We start from the raw sequence: 18,501 nt of genomic DNA on the forward strand, positions 1-18,501 counted from the left end.
AGCCGAGCATGTCGCTGCATCACTTGGACGCGTCGGTGCTCCGGCCGGGCACTGGGGTCGACCCTCCGGCGCTACCGCGCGCGGAAGTGCGCGAGACCCACACCGCGATCGTGTTCTTCGTCGGTGACCGCGCCTACAAGGTCAAGAAACCGGTCGACCTGGGCTTCCTGGACTACTCCACCGCGGCGGCTCGCCGGGCTGCGTGTGAGCGGGAAGTCGCTCTCAACCGCCGCTTCTCGCCCGACGTCTACCTTGGCCTGGGCGAGGTCCGCAGCCCGGACACGGAGACGTCCGAACCGCTCGTGGTGATGCGTCGCATGCCGGCGGACCGGCGCCTGTCCCTGCTGGTACGGGAAGGCACCGCGATCGACGACGTCCTGCGGGCCGTGGCCCGGCAGCTCGCCGCGTGCCACGCAGGCGCTCACCGCAGCCAAGAGGTCAACGAACAGGGCTCGCGGGACGCGCTGTCCTCGCGGTGGGAGGCCAGCTTCACGCAGGTCCGCGCATTGGCCGACGACGGATCGGTGCCCGAGGGGATGGAGGAGATCGAGCGGCTGGTGCGCCGCTATCTGGCCGGACGCAAGCAGTTGTTCGGCACCCGCATCGAGCAGGGGCGGATGGTGGACGGCCACGGTGACCTGCTCGCCGAGGATGTCTTCTGCCTGGACGACGGGCCCCGCATCCTGGACTGCCTGGAGTTCGACGACCACCTTCGCTACGTCGACGGCCTCGACGACGCGGCGTTCCTCGCCATGGACCTGGAACAGCTCGGAGCACCGGAGGCCGGGGCGTTCTTCCTCACCCAGTACGGCGAGTACTCCGGCGATCCGGCGCCGCCCTCCCTGTGCCACCACTACGTCGCCTACCGCGCGTTCGTCCGCGCCAAGGTCTCCCTGATCCAAGGACGACAGGGCGCGCCCGGCGCGGAGGCGGCATCACGTCGGCTGGTCACGACGGCACTGCGCCACCTACGCGCCTCCGCCGTCGGTTTGACACTCGTGGGCGGGCTTCCCGGCAGCGGGAAGTCGACCCTCTCCGGGGCACTGGCCGACCGCCTGGGCGTCACGCTGCTCAGCAGCGACCGCCTCCGCAAGGAACTGGCGGGCATCCCGGCGGAGCAGCCCGCGGCGGCCGGCTACGGCGAGGGCCTGTACACGGCCGAGTGGACCGCCAGGACCTACGAGGCCCTGCTCGACCGCGCAGCCGCCCTCCTGTCCTGCGGCGAGTCCGTCGTCCTGGACGCCACCTGGTCCGATGCGGCACAGCGTGAGGCCGCCGTGCGCATGGCCGAACGCACCAGCGCCGACCTGGCGGCTCTGCACTGCCAGGTGCCCGCCGACGTAGCGGCGGCCCGTCTGCACACCCGAGCGCCCGGCGCGTCGGACGCCGACCTCGAGGTGGCCACTGCCATGGCGGCCAGAGAGCCACCGTGGACGGAGGCCGTCACGATCGACACCGGTGGCGCCCTGGAATCCTCGGTCGTCCAGGCACTGGCAGCCGTACGTCCGTGGAGCATCGGCCAGGCCCCTGTCTTCCGCCGCCCCTACATGGAGCCGGACTGAGGAGGCTGCCGGCCAGGCTGCTCACCGCTCCGCTGTGTCCCGTGCGGGCGGGATGGGCAGCTCGTTCAGCAGGGCCGGCCGGCCGTGCGCGGAGAACACCGCCTGTCCGTGGGTGCCGGGGACGCCCGTGTCGTCGCCCACCGTGCGCGCCACCGCCGTGATGGAGTCCTGCTCCGCTCCCGCGGACCTCAGGGCGTCCTGCAGACGCCGCCAGCGCAGCTCTATGGCGGCGTCGGGATCCTCGATGGCACTGTCGCGAGAAGTGGAGAAGTGTCCAGGTAGACCGACGCTAAGGGACCAGGCTGCTTGTACAGAGGTTCGAGAAACGAAAGTCTCATGGTCACTCCCCTGCGCCCTGTCGACGCCTCCGGGGGGAAGGCCGCGCTCTCATGATGCGGACGGACGTCGCGGCCCGGAGAGAGGGCACGTCGAGCGGACGACGGTGGAGCATGCTTGCCGGCTCGTGCGACACGCCCGACCGGTGGAGGCACCCCAGCCCCAGGTGGGGAAGCCCCTCTCCAGCGGGCGGCCGGCCCGGTGTCGGACAAGCACGGTCGTCGCGGTTCACCTCCGCGAAGAGTGCGTTCATCTCCACGGTGCCCGTGCCCACCCGCCCGGGCGACTCCGTCGCAGAGACCATCCAGTCCACGCCGCCCTTGGCGCATGGACTCCCCTCCGGGGCGCTCGGCCCGGGCCTACCGTCGGGCTGGAGAAACCGCGGGCGTGGCGTCGTCCCGCCAGGGCCGGATCCGAAGGACCGTTCAAGGAGGCGGCGGTCGTGCGGTGGCCGAAGGAGCCCCCGCCCCGGAGCCACGCAACGGCCGGAGCACCGGTCCGACAGGTCTTGAGGCCGACCGGCCCACAGACCGGGACATCCAGCACCTGTCGCGCGGTCGGCGCGCACTCGACGCTGGGAACACCTGCCCACCGAGCGGAGGAGCCGCGTCATGGCCCGTTACGTGTACGACTTCGCGGAGGGTGGCCGTGACATGGCCGACCTGCTCGGTGGCAAGGGTGCGAACCTTGCCGAGATGGCCCGACTGGGTCTGCCGGTGCCGGCGGGATTCATCGTCACCACGGAAGCATGCCGGACCTTCCTGTCCACCGGCACCGAGCCGGACGGCATGTCCGACGAGGTCTCCCGGCATCTGGCGGCCGTGGAGGCCGCCGCCGGACGCCTGCTGGGGCAGCCGGAGGACCCACTCCTGCTGTCCGTACGCTCCGGAGCCCGCTTCTCCATGCCCGGCATGATGGAGACGGTCCTCGACATCGGCCTGAACGACGACTCCGTCCTGGGCCTGGCCAAGGCCTCCGGGAGTGAACGCTTCGCCTGGGACTCGTACCGTCGGCTGGTGCAGATGTTCGGCAGTACGGTCATGGGCGTCGATACCGCTCTGTTCGAGGAGGCCTTGAGGCTCCTCAAGGAAGCCCGCAACGCCCCGGACGATCTGCACCTGGACGCCGCCGACCTCGCCTCGCTCGTGGACGTCTGCAAGAGCCTGATCCAGCAGGAGACCGGGGAGCCCTTCCCGCAGTCCCCCGCCGAACAGCTGCGTCGGGCGATCCTCGCGGTGTTCCGGTCCTGGAACGCCGAACGCGCCCGCCTGTACCGGCGGCGCGAACACATCCCGGACGACCTGGGCACCGCGGTCACCGTACAGTGCATGGTCTTCGGCAATCTGGGCGCCGACTCCGGCAGCGGGGTCGCCTTCACCCGCGATCCGGCCACCGGGCGGCAGGGCTTCTACGGCGACTACCTGCCCAACGCACAGGGCGAGGACGTCGTCTCCGGCATCCGCAACACCGTCCCCCTGGCCGACCTGGAGGACCTGGACCCGCATTCGTTCGCGCGGCTTTGCGACCACATGCGGACCCTGGAGAGGCACTACCGCGATCTGTGCGACATCGAGTTCACCATCGAGCGCGGCACACTGTGGATGCTGCAGACCCGGGTGGGCAAGCGCACCGCCGAGGCAGCCTTCGCCATCGCCGCCGAACTGGTCGACGAAGGCCTCATCACCCCGGACGAGGCACTGGCGCGAGTGAGCGGGGACGGACTCGCGCGGTTGATGTTCCGGCGCTTCGACACCTCCGCGACCGGCGAGGCGCTCGCGCACGGCATCCCGGCCTCGCCGGGCGCCGCCGTCGGCGCCGCGGTCTTCGACTCCGCGGAAGCCGTGCGACGCACCGCGGCGGGCGAGAGGGTCGTCCTCGTACGCCAGGAGACGACCCCCGACGACCTGCCGGGCATGGTCGCCGCCCAGGCGGTGCTGACCAGCCGGGGCGGCAAGACGAGTCATGCGGCCGTCGTCGCCCGTGGTATGGGCAGGGTCTGCGTGTGCGGTGCCGAGGAACTCTCCGTGGACACCGAGGGGCGGCGCTTCACCACCGGCGACGGCACGGTGGTCGAGGAGGGCACGGTGATCTCGGTGGACGGCTCCGCCGGCGCGGTGTACCGGGGCGCGGCCCCGCTGGTCGACTCGGCGGTCATGCGGTACCTGGAGACCGGTGAGCGGGGAGCGGAGTCCGCCGGGGTGGTCGACGCGGTGGCACACGCCCTGCGACAGGCCGACGCCGTACGGCGGCTGGAGGTGCGGGCGAACGCCGATACCCCCGAGGACGCCGCCCGCGCCCGCCGCTTCGGCGCCCAGGGCATCGGTCTGTGCCGAACCGAGCACTTGTTCCTCGGTGAGCGCCGCAAGCTGGTCGAGGAGATGATCCTGGCCGGTACGGACGCCGAGCGGGACCACGCGCTGGAGGCGCTGCTGCCCCTGCAGCGACGGGACTTCACCCGCATCCTGGAGGCGATGGAAGGCCTGCCCGTCACCATCCGCCTTCTCGACCCGCCACTGCACGAGTTCCTGCCCGACCGCACCGAACTGGCCGTCCGCGTCGCCGCCGCCCAAGCCGCCGGCAACCAGCCGGACCCGCACGATGCGGAAGTGCTCGACGCCGTGAACCGCATGCACGAGGAGAACCCGATGCTCGGCCTGCGCGGAGTGCGCCTCGGGTTGGTGGTGCCGGGCCTGGTCGCCATGCAGGTACGGGCCGTCGCCGAGGCGATCGTGGAACGCGTAGGGGCGGGCGGGGCTCCTATGGCGGAGATCATGGTGCCGTTGGTCGGCGCCGTGGAGGAACTCCGGCTCGCCCGCGAGGAAGTGGAGCACGTGCTGGCCGACGTATCCAAGGAATCCGGCATCACGGTGCGGTGCCCGGTCGGCACCATGATCGAGCTGCCCCGGGCTGCGCTCACGGCCGGCCGGATCGCCGAAGAGGCGGAGTTCTTCTCCTTCGGCACGAACGACCTGACCCAGACCACGTGGGGCTTCTCCCGCGACGACGTGGAGGCGGCGTTCTTCTCCGCCTACCTCGACCGGGGAGTCTTCGCCACGTCCCCGTTCGAGACGATCGACCGTGAGGGCGTGGGCCGACTGGTCGACATCGCCGTCACCGAGGGCCGTGCGGCACGCCCCGGCCTGAAGATCGGGGTCTGCGGTGAACACGGCGGCGATCCCGACTCCGTGCACTTCTTCCACACCGCGGGGCTGGACTACGTCTCCTGCTCGCCCTTCCGTGTCCCGGTGGCCCGCCTGGAGGCCGGCCGGGCAGCGCTGTCGGGGATCGAGGCCGGGGACAGCCGGTAAGCGGTACAAGCCCCGCAACCGCTCACGACATCAGCTCCGGCACGTCCGTACCCGGGGCACCCGACAGCCTCGACGTCGAACTCCGCGGCACCACGGTTGGGGGCAGTGCGGGCCCATGCCTCACACCGCGGTCAGGTGGTTGGTCACCTCGACCACGTCGTCGATGTCGTCGACCTCCGCCAGCAACCTGGACATCGAGGTCTTCGACATGCGGCCGGTGAACTCCACCACGCCGTCGTGCACCCGCACCTCGACGGTGTCACGGTCGGCCGGAGAGCAAAAGGCACGGATCTTCCCCTCGATCTCCTGCCGAATTCCGGCGTCATCCCGGATCAGTGCCTGCAGCAGCGCATCACGGCGCACGACCCCGACCAGGCGTCCGTCGTGGTCGACGACCGGGATCCGCTTCAGACGTGACAGCGCCGCGAGCCAGGCGGCCTCCGCGACGGTAGCCCCCGGCAGCACTGTGATCGCGGGGCTGGTCATCAGCTCGGCTGCTGTCTCCCCCCGCGCCTTGCCGTGCAGCTGGCGCTCCCGCAGCCTGCCGAGAGGTCCGGATCGGTGGCCCGACGCTTCGAACGCCACCTTCGCCAGCAGGTCGGACTCCGACACCATGCCGACAACCCGGTCGTCGGCGTCGACCACCGGGACCGCACCGACGTGCTCGCGCGCGAGCAGACGTGCGATCTCGCGATACGACAGGTCGTCCCGCATGGAGGGGGCGGGCACGTCCATCACGTCTCGTACCAGTGGTGCCTCCGGCTCGGCGGGTGGCTGCGATGGCTTCTCCTCAGCGGTACCGCCGGTCTCTCCTTCCGCCGTCGGAGCCCGCCCCGGTGCGGGCTCGCCCGCCGGGGTTGCGGATGCCGTCCCGCCGGTCGGGGGTGGCATGACAGCCCGTGCTCCCGCGTGTTTGGCCGACACTGTCGCGACAGCACCCAGATAGCGCAGAAGCAGATCCTGCCTCTCCTCCTCGACGGGACGCCAGTGGTGCGACGGCACGGCACGGCGGGCGTCGGCGCCCGTGGAGTAGTTCTCGCGCTTGTTCATGGCGGCCTCCGGACTCCGTCGGGTTCTCCACGGTCCCAGTCTCGCGCTCCACCGTCCCGGGCCAAGAGCCGAACGGCCCTGGTGGAGCGGCGCTGCGGCCCATCCGATGCGAGCCTGAGCGGGAGCGGTGAGACTGAAAGAGGAGCAGACCGGCAGGAGGACACTCGTGGTGAGCCTGCGGGATTTCCTGGCGCGATTCCGTCCGACCGGTGCGCCGGGAGCAGCCGTCACCGGAGTCCCCGCCGACCGGGGGGCGGAGCGTGCCGCGGAACTGGAGCCGTCCCTCGCCCTGCTGACGGACGTTCAGGAGAGGGCGGACCGGCTCCGTGCGGTGGCGGACGGCGAGGCGGAGGCGCTGCGGGAGAGTGCGGCCCGGCAGGCCGCGGAGATCGTGGCGACAGCGCGGGCCCGGGCCCCCCAGGTCCGGCAGGAAGCGGCGACAGCCGTGCACCGTGTCGCCCTGAGGGAGGCGGAGGACCTTCGCGCGGCCGGGCAGCGCGCCGCCTCGCTGGTGCGCGAGCGGGCGCAGGAGCGCATGCCGGCCCTGGTGGAGCGCGCGGTCGCGGATGCCCTCCGCGCCGCGGACGGACCGCCGGGAGCGCCGTGAGTGCCGGATGGGTCGCGGGAGTGGTCCGGGCTCGCGCCCTGACCAGCCGTTGCCCTGGCCCGGGCGGCGCGCGGGAGATGGCGAGCGCCGTGACACTGGAGGACGCGCTCCATCATCTGGCCGCGACGCCGTACGGGAAGTACGCGCGGGCGACGGCGGGACTGCCCGAAACACAGCGGGCGGTCTCCGCCACGCTGCTGTGGCATCTGCGGGTGCTGGCAGGCTGGCTGCCCCCGGGCGGGGCCCGCCTGATGCGCCCGCTGGCCGCAGGCTTCGAGGTCGCCAACGTCGCGTCCCGGCTGTCGGCACAGGACGGCCCGGCCAGGACCCCGCAGACCCAGCGGTGGCAGCCGTACCGGCTCGGCGCGCTGGAGACCGCCTGGCGGACCCTCGAACGCGCCGCGACGCCCGCCGAACTGCGCACCGCGCTCGCGGCTTCGCCATGGGGCGACCCGGGCGCGGACACGCCGTGGGCCGTGGTCACGGGCATGCGGATGGCGGCTGCCCGGCTCACGTCCGCTGCCGTACCGCCTGCCCGGCGCTGGGCCCAGGGGCGCGCCGCCCTGCTCACGGCGCGCGAACTGTTCGTACACCAACGCCGCCTGCCAGGGCCCGTACGCCGGAACGCGGCGGAGTTGCTGGGGTCGCGGGCGGTCGACGCCCCGTCCTTCCGGGACTTCCGCGACCGCCTGCCGTCCGCGGCCCGCTGGGTCCTGGAGGACGTCGAGGAGCCGGGAGAGCTGTGGCGGGCCGAGGCCCGATGGTGGCGGGTGATCGATCAGGACGGCGTCGGCATGCTGCGGGACGGCCGGTTCGGGCCCCAGAGTGTCGTGGGGGCGGTCGCGGTGCTGTCCGTGGACGCCTGGCGGGTTCGGGCGGCCCTGGAGTCGGCGGCCCGGGGCGGACGGCCGTTGGAGGAGTTCGATGCCCTGGTCTGAGGCGGTGACGCCGGTCCGGATGCGACGCGTGGCGGTGGTCGTGCCGCACGCGGCGCTGCGGGACACACTGGTGCGGATCGCCGAGGCCGGCTGCGTCGAACTGGACCGGGTGGAGGAGGCCGTCCCCGGCCCGGCGGCCCGACGGCTGCAGCGGTTGGAGGGCCGCCCCGAACCGACCCCGCCTGGGACCAGGGGCGTGCCGCAGGCTGCCGATGAAGCTCCCGCTCTGGCCCTTACCGCGCCCGATCTGGACCTCCTGGAGCGCCGGCGCAGCCTGGGGCTGCTGGCGGGCGAGGCACAGTTGGAGGAGCGCACCCAGGGAGCCGTGCTGCGCGGAGAGGTGGCCGCGCTCGCCGGGTGGTGCCCGGCGGCCGAGGTACCGCGGGTGGCGCGCCGGCTCGCCCCGGCCGGCGGTGCGCTGGTTCCACTGCGCACCCCGCCCGGGACCGATCCCCCGACGCTGCTGCGGTCGGCGCCGTCCGCGTCGTTCACGCCGCTGGTGACGACGTACGGCACGCCGCCCTACGCGGACTTCGACCCGTCGTGGCCGGCAGGGATCACGTACGTCGCGATGTTCGGGATCATGTTCGGGGACGTGGGCCATGGCGCTCTCCTGTTGGGCGGCGCGCTGGCGTTGCGGCTCGGGCGGCCCCGGGGGCTCGCTCGATTCAGCCGCCTGTGGCCGTTCCTGGCCGGTGCCGGGCTGGCCGCCATGCTCGCGGGTGCCGCCTACGGCGAGTTCTTCGGGCCGACGGGCGTGCTGCCGGTGCTGTGGCTGAGCCCCCTGCGGAGCCCTGCGCGCCTGCTGGCCGCCGCGGTGGTGTTCGGGGCCGGGCTGCTGGCCGTCGCCAATGCGGCCGGTGCGGTCAACCGCTGGCGCGAGGGCGGTCCGGGCAAGGCACTGTACGCGTCGTCCGGCTGCGCTGGGCTCCTGTTCTTCCTGGGGCTCGGGCTCTCGGCGGCGGGTCTCGCCCTGCACCGGTCGGCTGCGGCCGTCCTCGGGGCGGCGCTCGCCCTGGCCGGGCTCGGGCTGGTGGCGGTGGGTCTGTACCGGTCCACGGCGGCGGGCTTCGCGGGGCTTGCCGAGACCGGGGTGCGGCTGTTCGACGTCGTGGTGCGCGCGGCCACCAACACCGTGTCCTTCGCGCGGCTCGCGGCGTTCGGTCTCACCCATGCAGCGCTCGCGGACCTGGTGTGGCGCGGCACCACCGGACTCGCCGGGTGGGGAGCCGCAGGAGCCGCCGGGGCGGTGGTGGTGTTCGTCGTGGGCACCGCCGCCTCCCTCGCGCTGGAGGCCCTGGTGGCCTGTGTTCAGGCGCTGCGGCTGGAGTTCTACGAGATCTTCTCGCGGCTCTTCGAGACGGAGGGCCGTCCCTTCCGCCCCTGGCACGTTCCGTCGGCGGCGGCCGATGCCGAAACGGAGGTGACCGGGTGCTCACCTGGTTGATGGTCCTGCCCGTGCTGGCGGCGGCACTCGGCGCGGTCCGGCTGCTGCGGCGACGCCGGTCGCAACGCTTGTTCCGCTGGCTCCTGGCGACGAATGTCGCCCTGCTGGGCGGTGCGTGCCTGCTCTTGGCAACGGCTCTGACAGGCCCCGCGCAGGGCGCGCCCGCCCAGGCCGCCGCACCGGCCACCGTCAACGGTTCCGCGCTGATCGGGGCCGCCATCGCGGTGGCCGGCGCATCCATCGGGGCCGCCATCGCCGTCGCCTACACCGGGGCGGCCGCGCTGGCCGCACTCAGCGAGCGCCCTGAGATGTTCGGCCGCGCCATGGTGATCGTCGGTCTGGCCGAGGGGATCGCCGTCTATGGACTGGTGGTCGCGATCCTGCTGATCGGCAAGGCATGACTCGGAAGGGGATGACGATGGGCACGGTGGCCGCCATCGGCGCGCGGACCAGGGTGAGCGGGCTGGCCCTCGCCGGAGTCGAGGTCCTGATCGCGGAGCACCCGGACGCCGTCCGCGAGGCCTGGCGGACGCTTCCCGGCACGGTCTCCTTGGTGATCGTCACACCGGAGGCGGCCGAGGCACTGGGGACCGAGACGGCGGAACCTGATCCCTCCCGGCCTCTCACCGTGGTGATGCCGCCATGACCCTCTCCGCCCCCGGCCCCGCCGACCCCTTGACCCCCGTGCGCGCCGAACTCCTCCGTGCGGCACGGGCGGACGCCGACACCGTGCTGGCCCGTGCACGGGCGGACGCGGACGAGGCGATGCGAGCGGCGCGCACGGAGGCGGAGACGCTGCTGGACCGGGCCCGGGAGCAGGGCGCGGCGGACGGCACCGCCGCCGCGGCCCGGGAACGGGTGCGGGCACGCCAGGACGCCTGGACACGAGAGCTCTGCGCACGCGCCGAGGTCTACGCGGACCTCCGCGCCAGGGTACGCACGGGCGTTCGCGACGCGCTGGCGGACACGGGCGTACTGCGGGTCCGGCTGGAGGAGCGGGCCCGAGCGCTGCTGGGAACGGGAGCGCGGGTCACGGCCACCGTCGACGGCGGAGTGACGGCCGAGACGCCCGGTCGCCGGGTCGACCTCTCGGCGAACGCCCTCGCGGACCGCGCGCTGGACCGGCTCGGCGCGGAGGCCGAAACCCTGTGGGCGCCATGACGTCGCCGGCCACCGCGGCGCGCCACCGGCCCGGGGACGACAGACCGCCGCGCGTCCTGCGGGTGGCCGGGCCCCTCGTCGAGATCGCCTGCACCACCGGCGTCGCCATGCACGACGTGGTCCTGCTCGGTGAAGACCGATTGCCGGGCGAGGTGGTGGCGATCAAAGGCGATGTCGTCACCGTCCAGGCGTACGAGTACACCGGCGGGCTCGCGCCCGGGCATCCCGCCACCCCGCAGGGCGGACCGCTCGCGGTGCGGCTGGGACCAGAGCTGCTGGGCGGCGTCTTCGACGGACTGCTCCGGCCCCTCACCCGCGTCGGCGACCTGCTCCTGGCAAGCGGACGGAGCACCGAACCGGACGGCCCAAGTTGGCCGTTCACCCCGCGCGTGGCCGAGGGGGCGCACGTCGCGGCAGGGGACGCTCTCGGCGACATCGGGGCGTCGGTCCCCCTGCACGTCCTCGTACCCCCTGGATGCTCAGGGATCGTGACGCGGATCGCACCGGCGGGAGACCACGCCGAGGACTCCCCCATCGCCGTGGTGGACGGACATGAGGTGCGCATGGCGCAGACCTGGCCGGTGCGCAGGCCTCGGCCGGTACGGGAGCGGCTGCCGGCCGATGTCCCCCTGCACACCGGTCAGCGGGCCGTCGACCTGCTGTTCCCCGTGGCCCGCGGCAGCACGGTCGCCGTTCCGGGCGGCTTCGGCACCGGCAAGACCATGCTGCTGCAGCAGATCGCCAAGTGGTGCGACGCCGACGTGATCGTCTACGTCGGCTGCGGGGAGCGCGGCAACGAGATGGCCGACGTCATCGAGGAGCTGTCCGTGCTGACCGACCCCCGCACCGGGGGCCGTCTGGCGGAGCGCACGGTCACCGTCGCGAACACCTCGAACATGCCGATGATGGCCCGAGAGACGAGCGTGCACACAGGGGTGACGGTCGCCGAGTACTTCCGGGACATGGGGCTCGACGTCGTCGTCATCGCCGACTCGACCTCCCGCTGGGCCGAGGCGCTGCGCGAGTTCGCCTCCCGGATGGGCGAACTGCCCGCGGAGGAGGGCTACCCCGCGGGGCTCGCCTCGGAGCTGGCCGCCTTCTACGAACGGGCTGCATCGGTGCGCATCCTCGGCGGCGCCGACGGTTCGGTCACCGTCATCGGTGCCGTGTCGCCGCCGGGCGGTGATCGCACCGAACCGGTCACGGCCCACACCGAACGGTTCGTACGGTGCCTGTGGAGTCTGGACCGGGACCTCGCCTACGCGCGCCACTATCCGGCGGTCTCATGGGCGGACTCGTTCTCCCGGGACGCCGCCGCGCTGGCCGCCGCGCACGCACGCGCCGGCGACCCCGAGTGGGCCGAGCGGCGCGGGCGGGTGGCCGCCCTGCTCGCCGAGGCGGACCGGCTGGCCGATCTCGTGGAACTGGTCGGCGTAACCGCCCTGCCGCCGCGGGAACGGGTCAGTGTGCTCGCGGGCCGGCTGCTGCGCGAGGGGCTGATCCAGCAGAACGCGCTGTCGTCGTCGGACGCGTACTGCACGCCCGAGAAGACGGCGGCCCTGGCGGAAGCCGTCCTCACGGTGATCGACCGCTGTATCGAACTGGTGGACTCCGGTGCCCGCGCGGACGCCGTCGAGGCCGTCGACTTCACGCCGCTGCTGCGCGCCCGTGAGGATGCCGGTCCGCGGGAGACGGCTCCCGTGGAGGCGGCCCGCGACCTGGTGCTGGCGCGGCTGGGAGAGCTGGTATGAGCATGCCCGGCGAGATCCAGTACACGAGCGTGCGGGAGCTGCGCGGCCCGCTCGTGGTCGTCGAGGAGGTGAGCGGCGTGGGGTGGGACGAGTTCGCCACGATCGTCCTCGACTCCGGCCGGCAGCGGCACGGTCTCGTCCTGGAGGTGGACCGGGACCTGGCGGTCGTGCAGGTTCTCGAGGACACGACGGGGATGGACCGGACCGGCACGCGCATCGCGTTCTCAGGTGCGCCCCTGCGGCTCCCCGTCGGCACCGGGTGGCTGGGCCGGGTGTGCAACGGGCGGGGCGAACCGGTGGACGGGGGGCCACCGGTCCTCGGCGCGGTGGACGCCGCGGTCGGCGGTGCGCCGATCAACCCGGTGCGCCGCGAGCCGCCCACCGAGCCGGTGCTGACCGGGGTGGGAGCCATCGACGTCCTCACCACCCTGGTGCGGGGGCAGAAGCTCCCCGTGTTCTCGGCCGCCGGACTGCCGCACCTCGAACTGGCGGTGCAGATTGCCGCCCAGGCGACCTGCGGCGCCGAGGCGTTCGCCGTCGTCTTCGCCGGCATGGGACTCACGCACGCCGACGCGGCGTTCGTCCGCGACGGACTGGCCGAACGCTCCGCCGCCAAGGAGCTCGTCCTGCTGCTCAACACCGCGGACGACCCCGTGATCGAGCGTCTGCTCACGCCACGCATCGCGCTCACGGTGGCCGAGCACCTCGCGTTCGACGAGGGCCGCCACGTCCTGGTGGTGATGACGGACATGACCGCCTACTCCGAGGCGCTGCGCGAGGTGTCCGCCGCCCGGGGCGAGATCCCCGCTCGGCGGGCCTACCCCGGCTACCTCTACAGCGACCTGGCGTCCCTTTACGAGCGGTGCGGCAGGATCAGGGGCCGTCCCGGATCGGTGACCCTCCTGCCGGTGCTGACGATGCCGGCCGGCGACATCACCCACCCCGTGCCCGACCTCACCGGATACATCACCGAGGGTCAGATCGTGCTGTCCGCCGACGTCCATGCCCGCGGCACGTATCCGCCGGTCGACCCGCTCGCCTCACTGTCTCGTCTGATGCGCAAAGGAGCGGGGGCGGGACGGACCCGCGACGATCACCCGGACGTCGCCGCGCAACTGATCGCCGCGCTGGCCCGCGCCCGGCAGGTGCGGGAACTCGCCGACCTGATCGGACGCCCGGCATTGAGCCCCACCGACCACCGGTACCTGGACCTGGAGGACGCGTTCTCGCGTGAGTTCCTCACCCAGGGCACCGACGAGAACCGGTCGCTCGACGACTCCCTCGACCGTGCCTGGGCCGTACTGCTGACCCTGCCCCGTAGCCAGCTCGGCATGATCCCGACAGCCATGCTCGACGGACACGCCGCCGGGGACGACGGCACGCGCAGGGCCGCCGGGGACGACGGCACGCGCAGGGAGGGAGCACCGTCGTGAGCGCGCGTCGTCGGGGGGTACCTCCTGGGCGCGCCGGGCGCCTGCGGCTGCGGCACAGTCTCGGCACCGCTGTGCGCGGAGCGGAGCTGCTGGAGCGCAAACTGCGGCTCCTGCTGGACCGGGAGCGGGAGGTGAGGCGGACGGCGGAGGAGGCCGGCCGGGTGTGGCGGGACAGGCTCGCCGAGGCGGAGACCTGGTGCGTGCGCGGGCTGCTGATCGGCGGTGAGCGGGCCCTGTTCGAGGCGGCCCCCGCCGACCGGGCCGGGGTCGACGTCGAGTGGACCGCCTTGATGGGCGTCAGCCATCCGTCGCGGGTGTCATGGAAGGCCCCCGTACGTTCCCTGGCTGAGCGGACGCCGGGGAACACCGCGCTCGCTCACGCCCAGACGGCGTACCGTGCGGCCGTCCGCGCCGCCGCGGAGCACTCCGCCGCCCGCAGCGCGGCCGAACTCATCGCCGCCGAGGCCGAACGGACCCGCCAGCGGGTGCGCGCCCTGCGCAGGCATTGGATTCCCCGCCTGACAGGCGAGCTGGCCGCCGTGGAACTGGCGCTGGAGGAGGCGGAGCACGAGGAAGCGGTGCGCCGGCGCTGGGCCGCCTCGTCCCGCGACCGGGCGGGGGGCTGAGTACCGCGCCGGGCGGTCCGGCACGCCGCGTCCGTCGTCATCATCCGCTCGGCGGGACCAGGGGATCACGACCGGCCTCAGCTGGGCCGCACCGTCGCCTCACCCGTGGTGTCGTCCCGGTCGTAGCCGAGCCGGTTGACGACGTCCACCACGCCGTCGACCCCCTCGCACAGCCGCGCCGTGACGGGAAGCAGACTCCTGCGCTCCAGACTGCCGCTCAACGTGACCCTGCCGTCGGTGACCTCGACGGTCAGCGACGAGGGCGGCAGGCGCAGCGTCCGAACGATGACATCCTCGAGGATCTCCTCCTGGATCGCGTGATCCTGACGAAGGAACAGCTTCACCAGGTCGCCGCGGCTGATCACGCCGATCAGGCGGCCCTCGACGTCCACCACGGGCAGGCGCTTGACCTTCCGCCCCTCCATCGTCCGCGCGGCACGCACCGCGTTCCACTCCGGCTCCGCGACCACCGCGGGGCTCGTCATCACGTCCCCTGCGGTGCTCCCGACGTCACCGGACGTCTGCTTGCGCAGCAGGTCTGCCTCGGACACCACTCCGACGGGCCGACCACCGTCGTCGACCACCGGGACGGCGGTGATGTCGTACTCGTCGAGGAGACGTGCGATCTCCTTGAACGTCGTGCCCGGCCGCACGCTCACTGCGGTGGGGGTCATCAGATCGCCCACAGTGCGGTGCCTCATCGCTCCGCGCCCCTTCCTGTAACCCTGGAACAGCCACGTCATCCGCGTCGGCGCCCGGCGGCAGGGTCACGCCGCGGCACGCCTTCGCTGATGACGACGTCGATGTCCTCCGGCGAGACACCCGGAAGCGCCGCCCGCACGAAGTCGCTCGCAGGGCCGGTAGGCCCATGTTTTCACGCGAGCGTTCACCGAGACTGGTGAGAAGGGGCACCCCTGGCACCGGCTCCTCACCCAGCCCACTCTGCGGCGGTCACCATGTCCGATGTCACGACCACCGACTTGTATGAAGTAACCATGGCCCTGTCCTATCTGCGGGAGGACATGCGCGCCCCAGCGACCTTCAGCCTCTTCGTGCGCGACCTGCCGCCCGGCCGCGGGTTCCTGGTCGCCGCGGGCCTGGAGCCCGCCCTGGACTTCCTGGCGGGCTACCGCGTGGAACGCGAGGACGTCCGGGAGTTCGCGGCGGCCCTGCACCGGCCGCCCGAGGACCTCGAACCGCTGCTGGGACTGGCCTTCGACGGCGAAGTGCGCGCCGTCCCGGAGGGACACGTGGTGCTCGCCGGTGAGCCGCTGCTGGAGGTGACCGCCCCGCTGCCGCAGGCCCAGCTGGTCGAGACATACCTGCTCAACCAGCTGTGCCACCAGACGGCGGTGGCGTCCAAGGCGGCCCGCTGTGTCCTGGCCGCGGCCGGAAGGCCGGTCGTGGACTTCTCGCTGCGCCGCACCCACGGCCCCTGGGCGGGCCTGCAGGCGGCCCGGCTGGGAGCCCTGGTGGGCTTCGCGGCCACCAGCAACGTCGCCGCGGCCCGCGCCTTCGGCATCCCCGCCTCGGGCACCATGGCCCACTCCTACGTCGAGGCGTTCCCCGGTGAGGAGGAGGCGTTCCGTGCCTTCGCGCGCACCCACCCGGGCCCGGTCACGTTCCTCGTCGACACCTACGACACCGAGGCCGGAGTCATGGCCGCCGCCCGTGTCCTGAACGAGATCCGGCGGGGGCCGGGCTGTGCGATCCGCCTGGACAGCGGCGATCTCGGGGAGTTGGCGCGGCGAGCGCGGACATTGCTGGACGCCGCCGAGCTGACCGACGTGCGCATCGTCGCCAGCGGCGGGCTCGACGAGTACGCCGTGTCGGAACTGGTGCGCTCCGGGGCCCCGATCGACGTGTACGCCGTCGGAACGAAGGTCGGCGTCGCCGCGGACGCGCCATACCTGGACGCGGCGTACAAGCTGGTGGAGTACGACGGCCGCCCGGTCATGAAGCTGTCGTCGGCGAAGATGACGGCCCCGGGCCGCAAGCAGGTCTTCCGCCGTCCGGGACAGCCCGATGTCATCGGCCTGTGGGACGAGGACCCGCCGGACTCGGCGCAGCGGCTGCTGCGCACCGTGATGCGCGACGGCCTGCGCACGGGCCCACCCGACCGGTGGGAGTACGCGCGAGCGCGCTGCGCCCACGACATCGCCGCTCTTCCCGCCCCGGCCCGCTGGATCGACCGCCCCGAGCCTTGGCACCCGGTCGTGTCACGGGCACTGGAGGACCTGACGTCGCGGGTGCGCGGGGAGATCGAACGGCGGTTCCGTCCGGAGCGCCTCGGGGTGTCCGGCAGCGGCGGGCACGGCGATCGGAAGCCCTCATCCTCGTTCAGGCAGCCGCGGTGACGGCCATGGCGGAGCCATAACGGTGGCGGTGTGCCGGATGGTGGGCGGATGGGGCCCCACCGCGTCGCACAGTGGCCCGAGAGTCCCACGTCGGGGGACCAACGGCCCCTGGTGACGTCGCACCGGCGGGCTTTGGATGAGAGAGCCCGCACAGCCCTTCCCGTCACCGCGCCGAGGAGGCGAGGACGACATGACCCCCGCCCCGACTGACAAGAACCGTCCGAGGAGGGACGTGCCCCGTGCCACGGGCAGCGGCATGCGTGCCGACGTCGGTGACGAGATCGTCGTACGCGGCGCCGCCCCCGGCGTCATCGCCCGGGAGGGCGAGGTCGTCGGCGTCCACCATCCCGACGGCAGCCCCCCGTACGAGGTGTGTTGGTCGGACAGCGGCCGGGTGACGCTGTACTTCCCCGGGCCCGACGCGTACGTCAGGCATCTCGCGCATACCTCGACACCCGATGAGCGCGGGAGATGACGGGTTCACCCACGTGTCGACGAGCGGCTGGAGACGACGATGGCAGCCGCTCCATCCGCCGCCTGCGGACAGCAGGTCTGAAGAACGTTGCCCGGACATGGGCCCACTCGGCCCCCAAGGAGCGCTCGCGCAGACCGACCAGGTCCTGCCCGACTTCGCCGACCCCGCGATGCTGGGCGAGGTGGATCTCACCGGGACCGCACGAACCGACGATGTCCTTTACGCGATGGCGTGGTGACGCTGACCGGCCGGGTCGAGGAGAGGTCACTCACCCCGGTGATCGAGCGTCTGTGCCGCTCCGTCGACGGCGTGGTCACCGTCCACCAGTCGCTCGGTCACTCCTACGACGACCTCGGATCCGACCTCGAGCCGCCCCGACTGCGCGGTACGGCGGGCACCGGTCATCGAACACCTGTCCGCCGCACGTGACGTTCCCCGACGGAACCCCGAGCGGCCCACGTCATCCCGAAGCGCCCAGCCCTGGCCGCATTCCGCATCCCGGGCCCTTCGGGTGATTCGCCGCTTCTCCGTGTGTCGCACGCCGTCACGGCGCGGGAGTGCGAACACCTTGGTGACTGACCGATCGTGCGACGTCACCCGGGCCGCCGGCGCTCGCACCGGCAGCACGCCGGATGGTCAGGAGGACTCCGTGGATATGCCCCGCATCAACCAGTGCGCGGTGGATTCGTGCTCGTACAACGTCGGCGCCGCCTGTCACGCGCTGGCCATCACTGTGGGCGATCCCCCGCATGCCCAGTGCGACACGTTCTTCATCACCTCGTTCAAGGGCGGCGACCCAGCTGCCACCGGGCAGGTGGGAGCGTGCAAGATGACCGATTGCCGACACAACTCACAGCTCGAGTGCCAAGCGGCCGGCATCGCTGTCCGCCCGGCGCGGACAGGCGCCGACTGCCTGACCTACAGCCCGCGTGGAGGAGGCTTGGCATGAAGGTCTCCGAGGCGATGAGCGCTCCCGCAGTCACCATCCCTCCCCGGGCAGCCTTGGGGGAAGCGGCCCGGCAGATGGACGAGTACGGAGTCGGTTCCGTACTCGTCGTCGAGGGCGGGACACTGCGCGGCATCGCCACCGACCGCGACCTCGCGGTGCGGGGCCTCGGCCGTGGCCTGGACGGCGGGGCGCCGGTCGAGGCGGTGATGTCGCCGCAGGTCATCACCGTGGGCGTGGCCGACGACGTCTACGTGGCGTACCGGACCCTCCGGCGGTCCGGTGTGCGCCGCCTGCCCGTCCTCGACGGACACAGGGTTGTGGGCATGCTGACGGTGGACGACCTGTTGCTGGACGTCTTCCAACGAGTGGCCGACCTGCTCGGCCCGGTCGCCTGGAGCATCCTCGAAGAGCCGCCGGGCCCGCCGTCGGCGGACAGCCCGTCGCATGGCACATGAACCGACCGAGCAGGACGAGGACAACCTCGTCATCGGCCTCCTCGCA

Annotated in this window: 20 protein-coding genes; 17 read left to right on the forward strand and 3 right to left on the reverse strand. The window is 72.7% G+C overall.

The window, feature by feature from the left end:
- Positions 1–86: 86 nt before the first annotated feature.
- Positions 87–1,562, forward strand: coding sequence for a bifunctional aminoglycoside phosphotransferase/ATP-binding protein (locus ASC56_RS12000; protein ID WP_055491506.1), 1,476 nt, complete (start codon positions 87–89; stop codon positions 1,560–1,562).
- A 21-nt stretch (positions 1,563–1,583) separates the two neighbouring features.
- On the opposite strand, the gene ASC56_RS42780 is transcribed toward ASC56_RS12000, so the two are convergent.
- A complete protein-coding gene (locus tag ASC56_RS42780; protein WP_267887624.1) occupies positions 1,584–1,715 on the reverse strand; it encodes a hypothetical protein in 132 nt (43 codons plus the stop codon).
- 794 nt (positions 1,716–2,509) lie between these two features.
- Here ASC56_RS42780 and ppdK point away from each other — a divergent pair.
- Positions 2,510–5,206, forward strand: a complete 2,697-nt coding sequence (gene ppdK / locus ASC56_RS12005; RefSeq protein ID WP_055491305.1) for a pyruvate, phosphate dikinase — start codon at positions 2,510–2,512, stop codon at positions 5,204–5,206.
- Positions 5,207–5,326: 120 nt separating this feature from the next.
- On the opposite strand, the gene ASC56_RS12010 is transcribed toward ppdK, so the two are convergent.
- A complete protein-coding gene (locus ASC56_RS12010; RefSeq protein ID WP_055491306.1) occupies positions 5,327–6,256 on the reverse strand; it encodes a CBS domain-containing protein in 930 nt (309 codons plus the stop codon).
- A 169-nt stretch (positions 6,257–6,425) separates the two neighbouring features.
- On the opposite strand from ASC56_RS12010, the gene ASC56_RS12015 reads away from it, so the two are divergent.
- From ASC56_RS12015 to ASC56_RS12055, 9 genes are all read left to right on the forward strand, one after another.
- Positions 6,426–6,863 carry a hypothetical protein gene (locus ASC56_RS12015; RefSeq protein WP_234376935.1) on the forward strand — a complete coding sequence of 146 codons (438 nt, stop codon included), beginning with the start codon at positions 6,426–6,428 and terminating at the stop codon, positions 6,861–6,863.
- Positions 6,864–6,952: 89 nt separating this feature from the next.
- Entirely contained in the window at positions 6,953–7,801 is an 849-nt protein-coding gene (locus ASC56_RS12020) for a hypothetical protein (RefSeq protein ID WP_234376936.1), read from the forward strand.
- Positions 7,788–9,248: a V-type ATPase 116kDa subunit family protein gene (locus ASC56_RS12025; RefSeq protein ID WP_234376937.1), complete on the forward strand. Its 1,461-nt coding sequence runs from the start codon at positions 7,788–7,790 to the stop codon at positions 9,246–9,248. Before ASC56_RS12020 ends, ASC56_RS12025 begins: the two co-directional genes overlap by 14 nt.
- The gene (locus ASC56_RS12030) at positions 9,233–9,649 is read left to right on the forward strand and encodes an ATP synthase subunit C (protein ID WP_055491308.1); all 417 of its coding nucleotides are present in this window, start codon (positions 9,233–9,235) and stop codon (positions 9,647–9,649) included. The genes ASC56_RS12025 and ASC56_RS12030 overlap by 16 nt, the downstream gene beginning before the upstream one ends.
- Positions 9,650–9,666: 17 nt before the next feature.
- Positions 9,667–9,894, forward strand: a complete 228-nt coding sequence (locus tag ASC56_RS12035) for a V-type ATP synthase subunit F (protein WP_234376938.1) — start codon at positions 9,667–9,669, stop codon at positions 9,892–9,894.
- The gene (locus ASC56_RS12040; protein WP_055491310.1) at positions 9,891–10,409 is read left to right on the forward strand and encodes a hypothetical protein; all 519 of its coding nucleotides are present in this window, start codon (positions 9,891–9,893) and stop codon (positions 10,407–10,409) included. Before ASC56_RS12035 ends, ASC56_RS12040 begins: the two co-directional genes overlap by 4 nt.
- Positions 10,406–12,160, forward strand: a complete 1,755-nt coding sequence (locus ASC56_RS12045) for a V-type ATP synthase subunit A (RefSeq protein WP_055491509.1) — start codon at positions 10,406–10,408, stop codon at positions 12,158–12,160. Before ASC56_RS12040 ends, ASC56_RS12045 begins: the two co-directional genes overlap by 4 nt.
- Positions 12,157–13,593 carry a V-type ATP synthase subunit B gene (locus tag ASC56_RS12050; protein ID WP_055491311.1) on the forward strand — a complete coding sequence of 479 codons (1,437 nt, stop codon included), beginning with the start codon at positions 12,157–12,159 and terminating at the stop codon, positions 13,591–13,593. The genes ASC56_RS12045 and ASC56_RS12050 overlap by 4 nt, the downstream gene beginning before the upstream one ends.
- Entirely contained in the window at positions 13,590–14,219 is a 630-nt protein-coding gene (locus ASC56_RS12055) for a V-type ATP synthase subunit D (protein WP_199835971.1), read from the forward strand. Before ASC56_RS12050 ends, ASC56_RS12055 begins: the two co-directional genes overlap by 4 nt.
- 77 nt (positions 14,220–14,296) lie before the next feature.
- Here the strand turns inward: ASC56_RS12055 and ASC56_RS12060 are convergent, their stop codons facing one another.
- The gene (locus ASC56_RS12060) at positions 14,297–14,920 is read right to left on the reverse strand and encodes a CBS domain-containing protein (protein ID WP_055491312.1); all 624 of its coding nucleotides are present in this window, start codon (positions 14,918–14,920) and stop codon (positions 14,297–14,299) included.
- Positions 14,921–15,175: 255 nt separating this feature from the next.
- Here ASC56_RS12060 and ASC56_RS12065 point away from each other — a divergent pair, with 255 nt between their 5' ends.
- The 6 genes from ASC56_RS12065 to ASC56_RS12085 all read left to right on the forward strand — a co-directional run bounded on the left by ASC56_RS12065 (position 15,176) and on the right by ASC56_RS12085 (position 18,455).
- Positions 15,176–16,576 carry a nicotinate phosphoribosyltransferase gene (locus ASC56_RS12065; RefSeq protein ID WP_055491313.1) on the forward strand — a complete coding sequence of 467 codons (1,401 nt, stop codon included), beginning with the start codon at positions 15,176–15,178 and terminating at the stop codon, positions 16,574–16,576.
- A gap of 232 nt (positions 16,577–16,808) precedes the next feature.
- The gene (locus ASC56_RS12070; protein ID WP_234376939.1) at positions 16,809–17,051 is read left to right on the forward strand and encodes a DUF1918 domain-containing protein; all 243 of its coding nucleotides are present in this window, start codon (positions 16,809–16,811) and stop codon (positions 17,049–17,051) included.
- A gap of 97 nt (positions 17,052–17,148) precedes the next feature.
- A complete protein-coding gene (locus ASC56_RS41825; RefSeq protein ID WP_234376952.1) occupies positions 17,149–17,289 on the forward strand; it encodes a hypothetical protein in 141 nt (46 codons plus the stop codon).
- A complete protein-coding gene (locus tag ASC56_RS41830; protein ID WP_055491315.1) occupies positions 17,283–17,480 on the forward strand; it encodes a BON domain-containing protein in 198 nt (65 codons plus the stop codon). Before ASC56_RS41825 ends, ASC56_RS41830 begins: the two co-directional genes overlap by 7 nt.
- A 226-nt stretch (positions 17,481–17,706) precedes the next feature.
- Positions 17,707–18,000 carry a DUF1540 domain-containing protein gene (locus tag ASC56_RS12080; RefSeq protein WP_199835978.1) on the forward strand — a complete coding sequence of 98 codons (294 nt, stop codon included), beginning with the start codon at positions 17,707–17,709 and terminating at the stop codon, positions 17,998–18,000.
- Complete coding sequence (locus tag ASC56_RS12085) at positions 17,997–18,455, forward strand: cyclic nucleotide-binding/CBS domain-containing protein (protein WP_055491316.1); 459 nt, start codon at positions 17,997–17,999, stop codon at positions 18,453–18,455. The genes ASC56_RS12080 and ASC56_RS12085 overlap by 4 nt, the downstream gene beginning before the upstream one ends.
- Positions 18,456–18,501 lie beyond the last annotated feature (46 nt).

This window comes from Streptomyces sp. TP-A0356 (genome assembly GCF_001417775.1).
Taxonomy (GTDB): Bacteria; Actinomycetota; Actinomycetes; order Streptomycetales; family Streptomycetaceae; genus Streptomyces.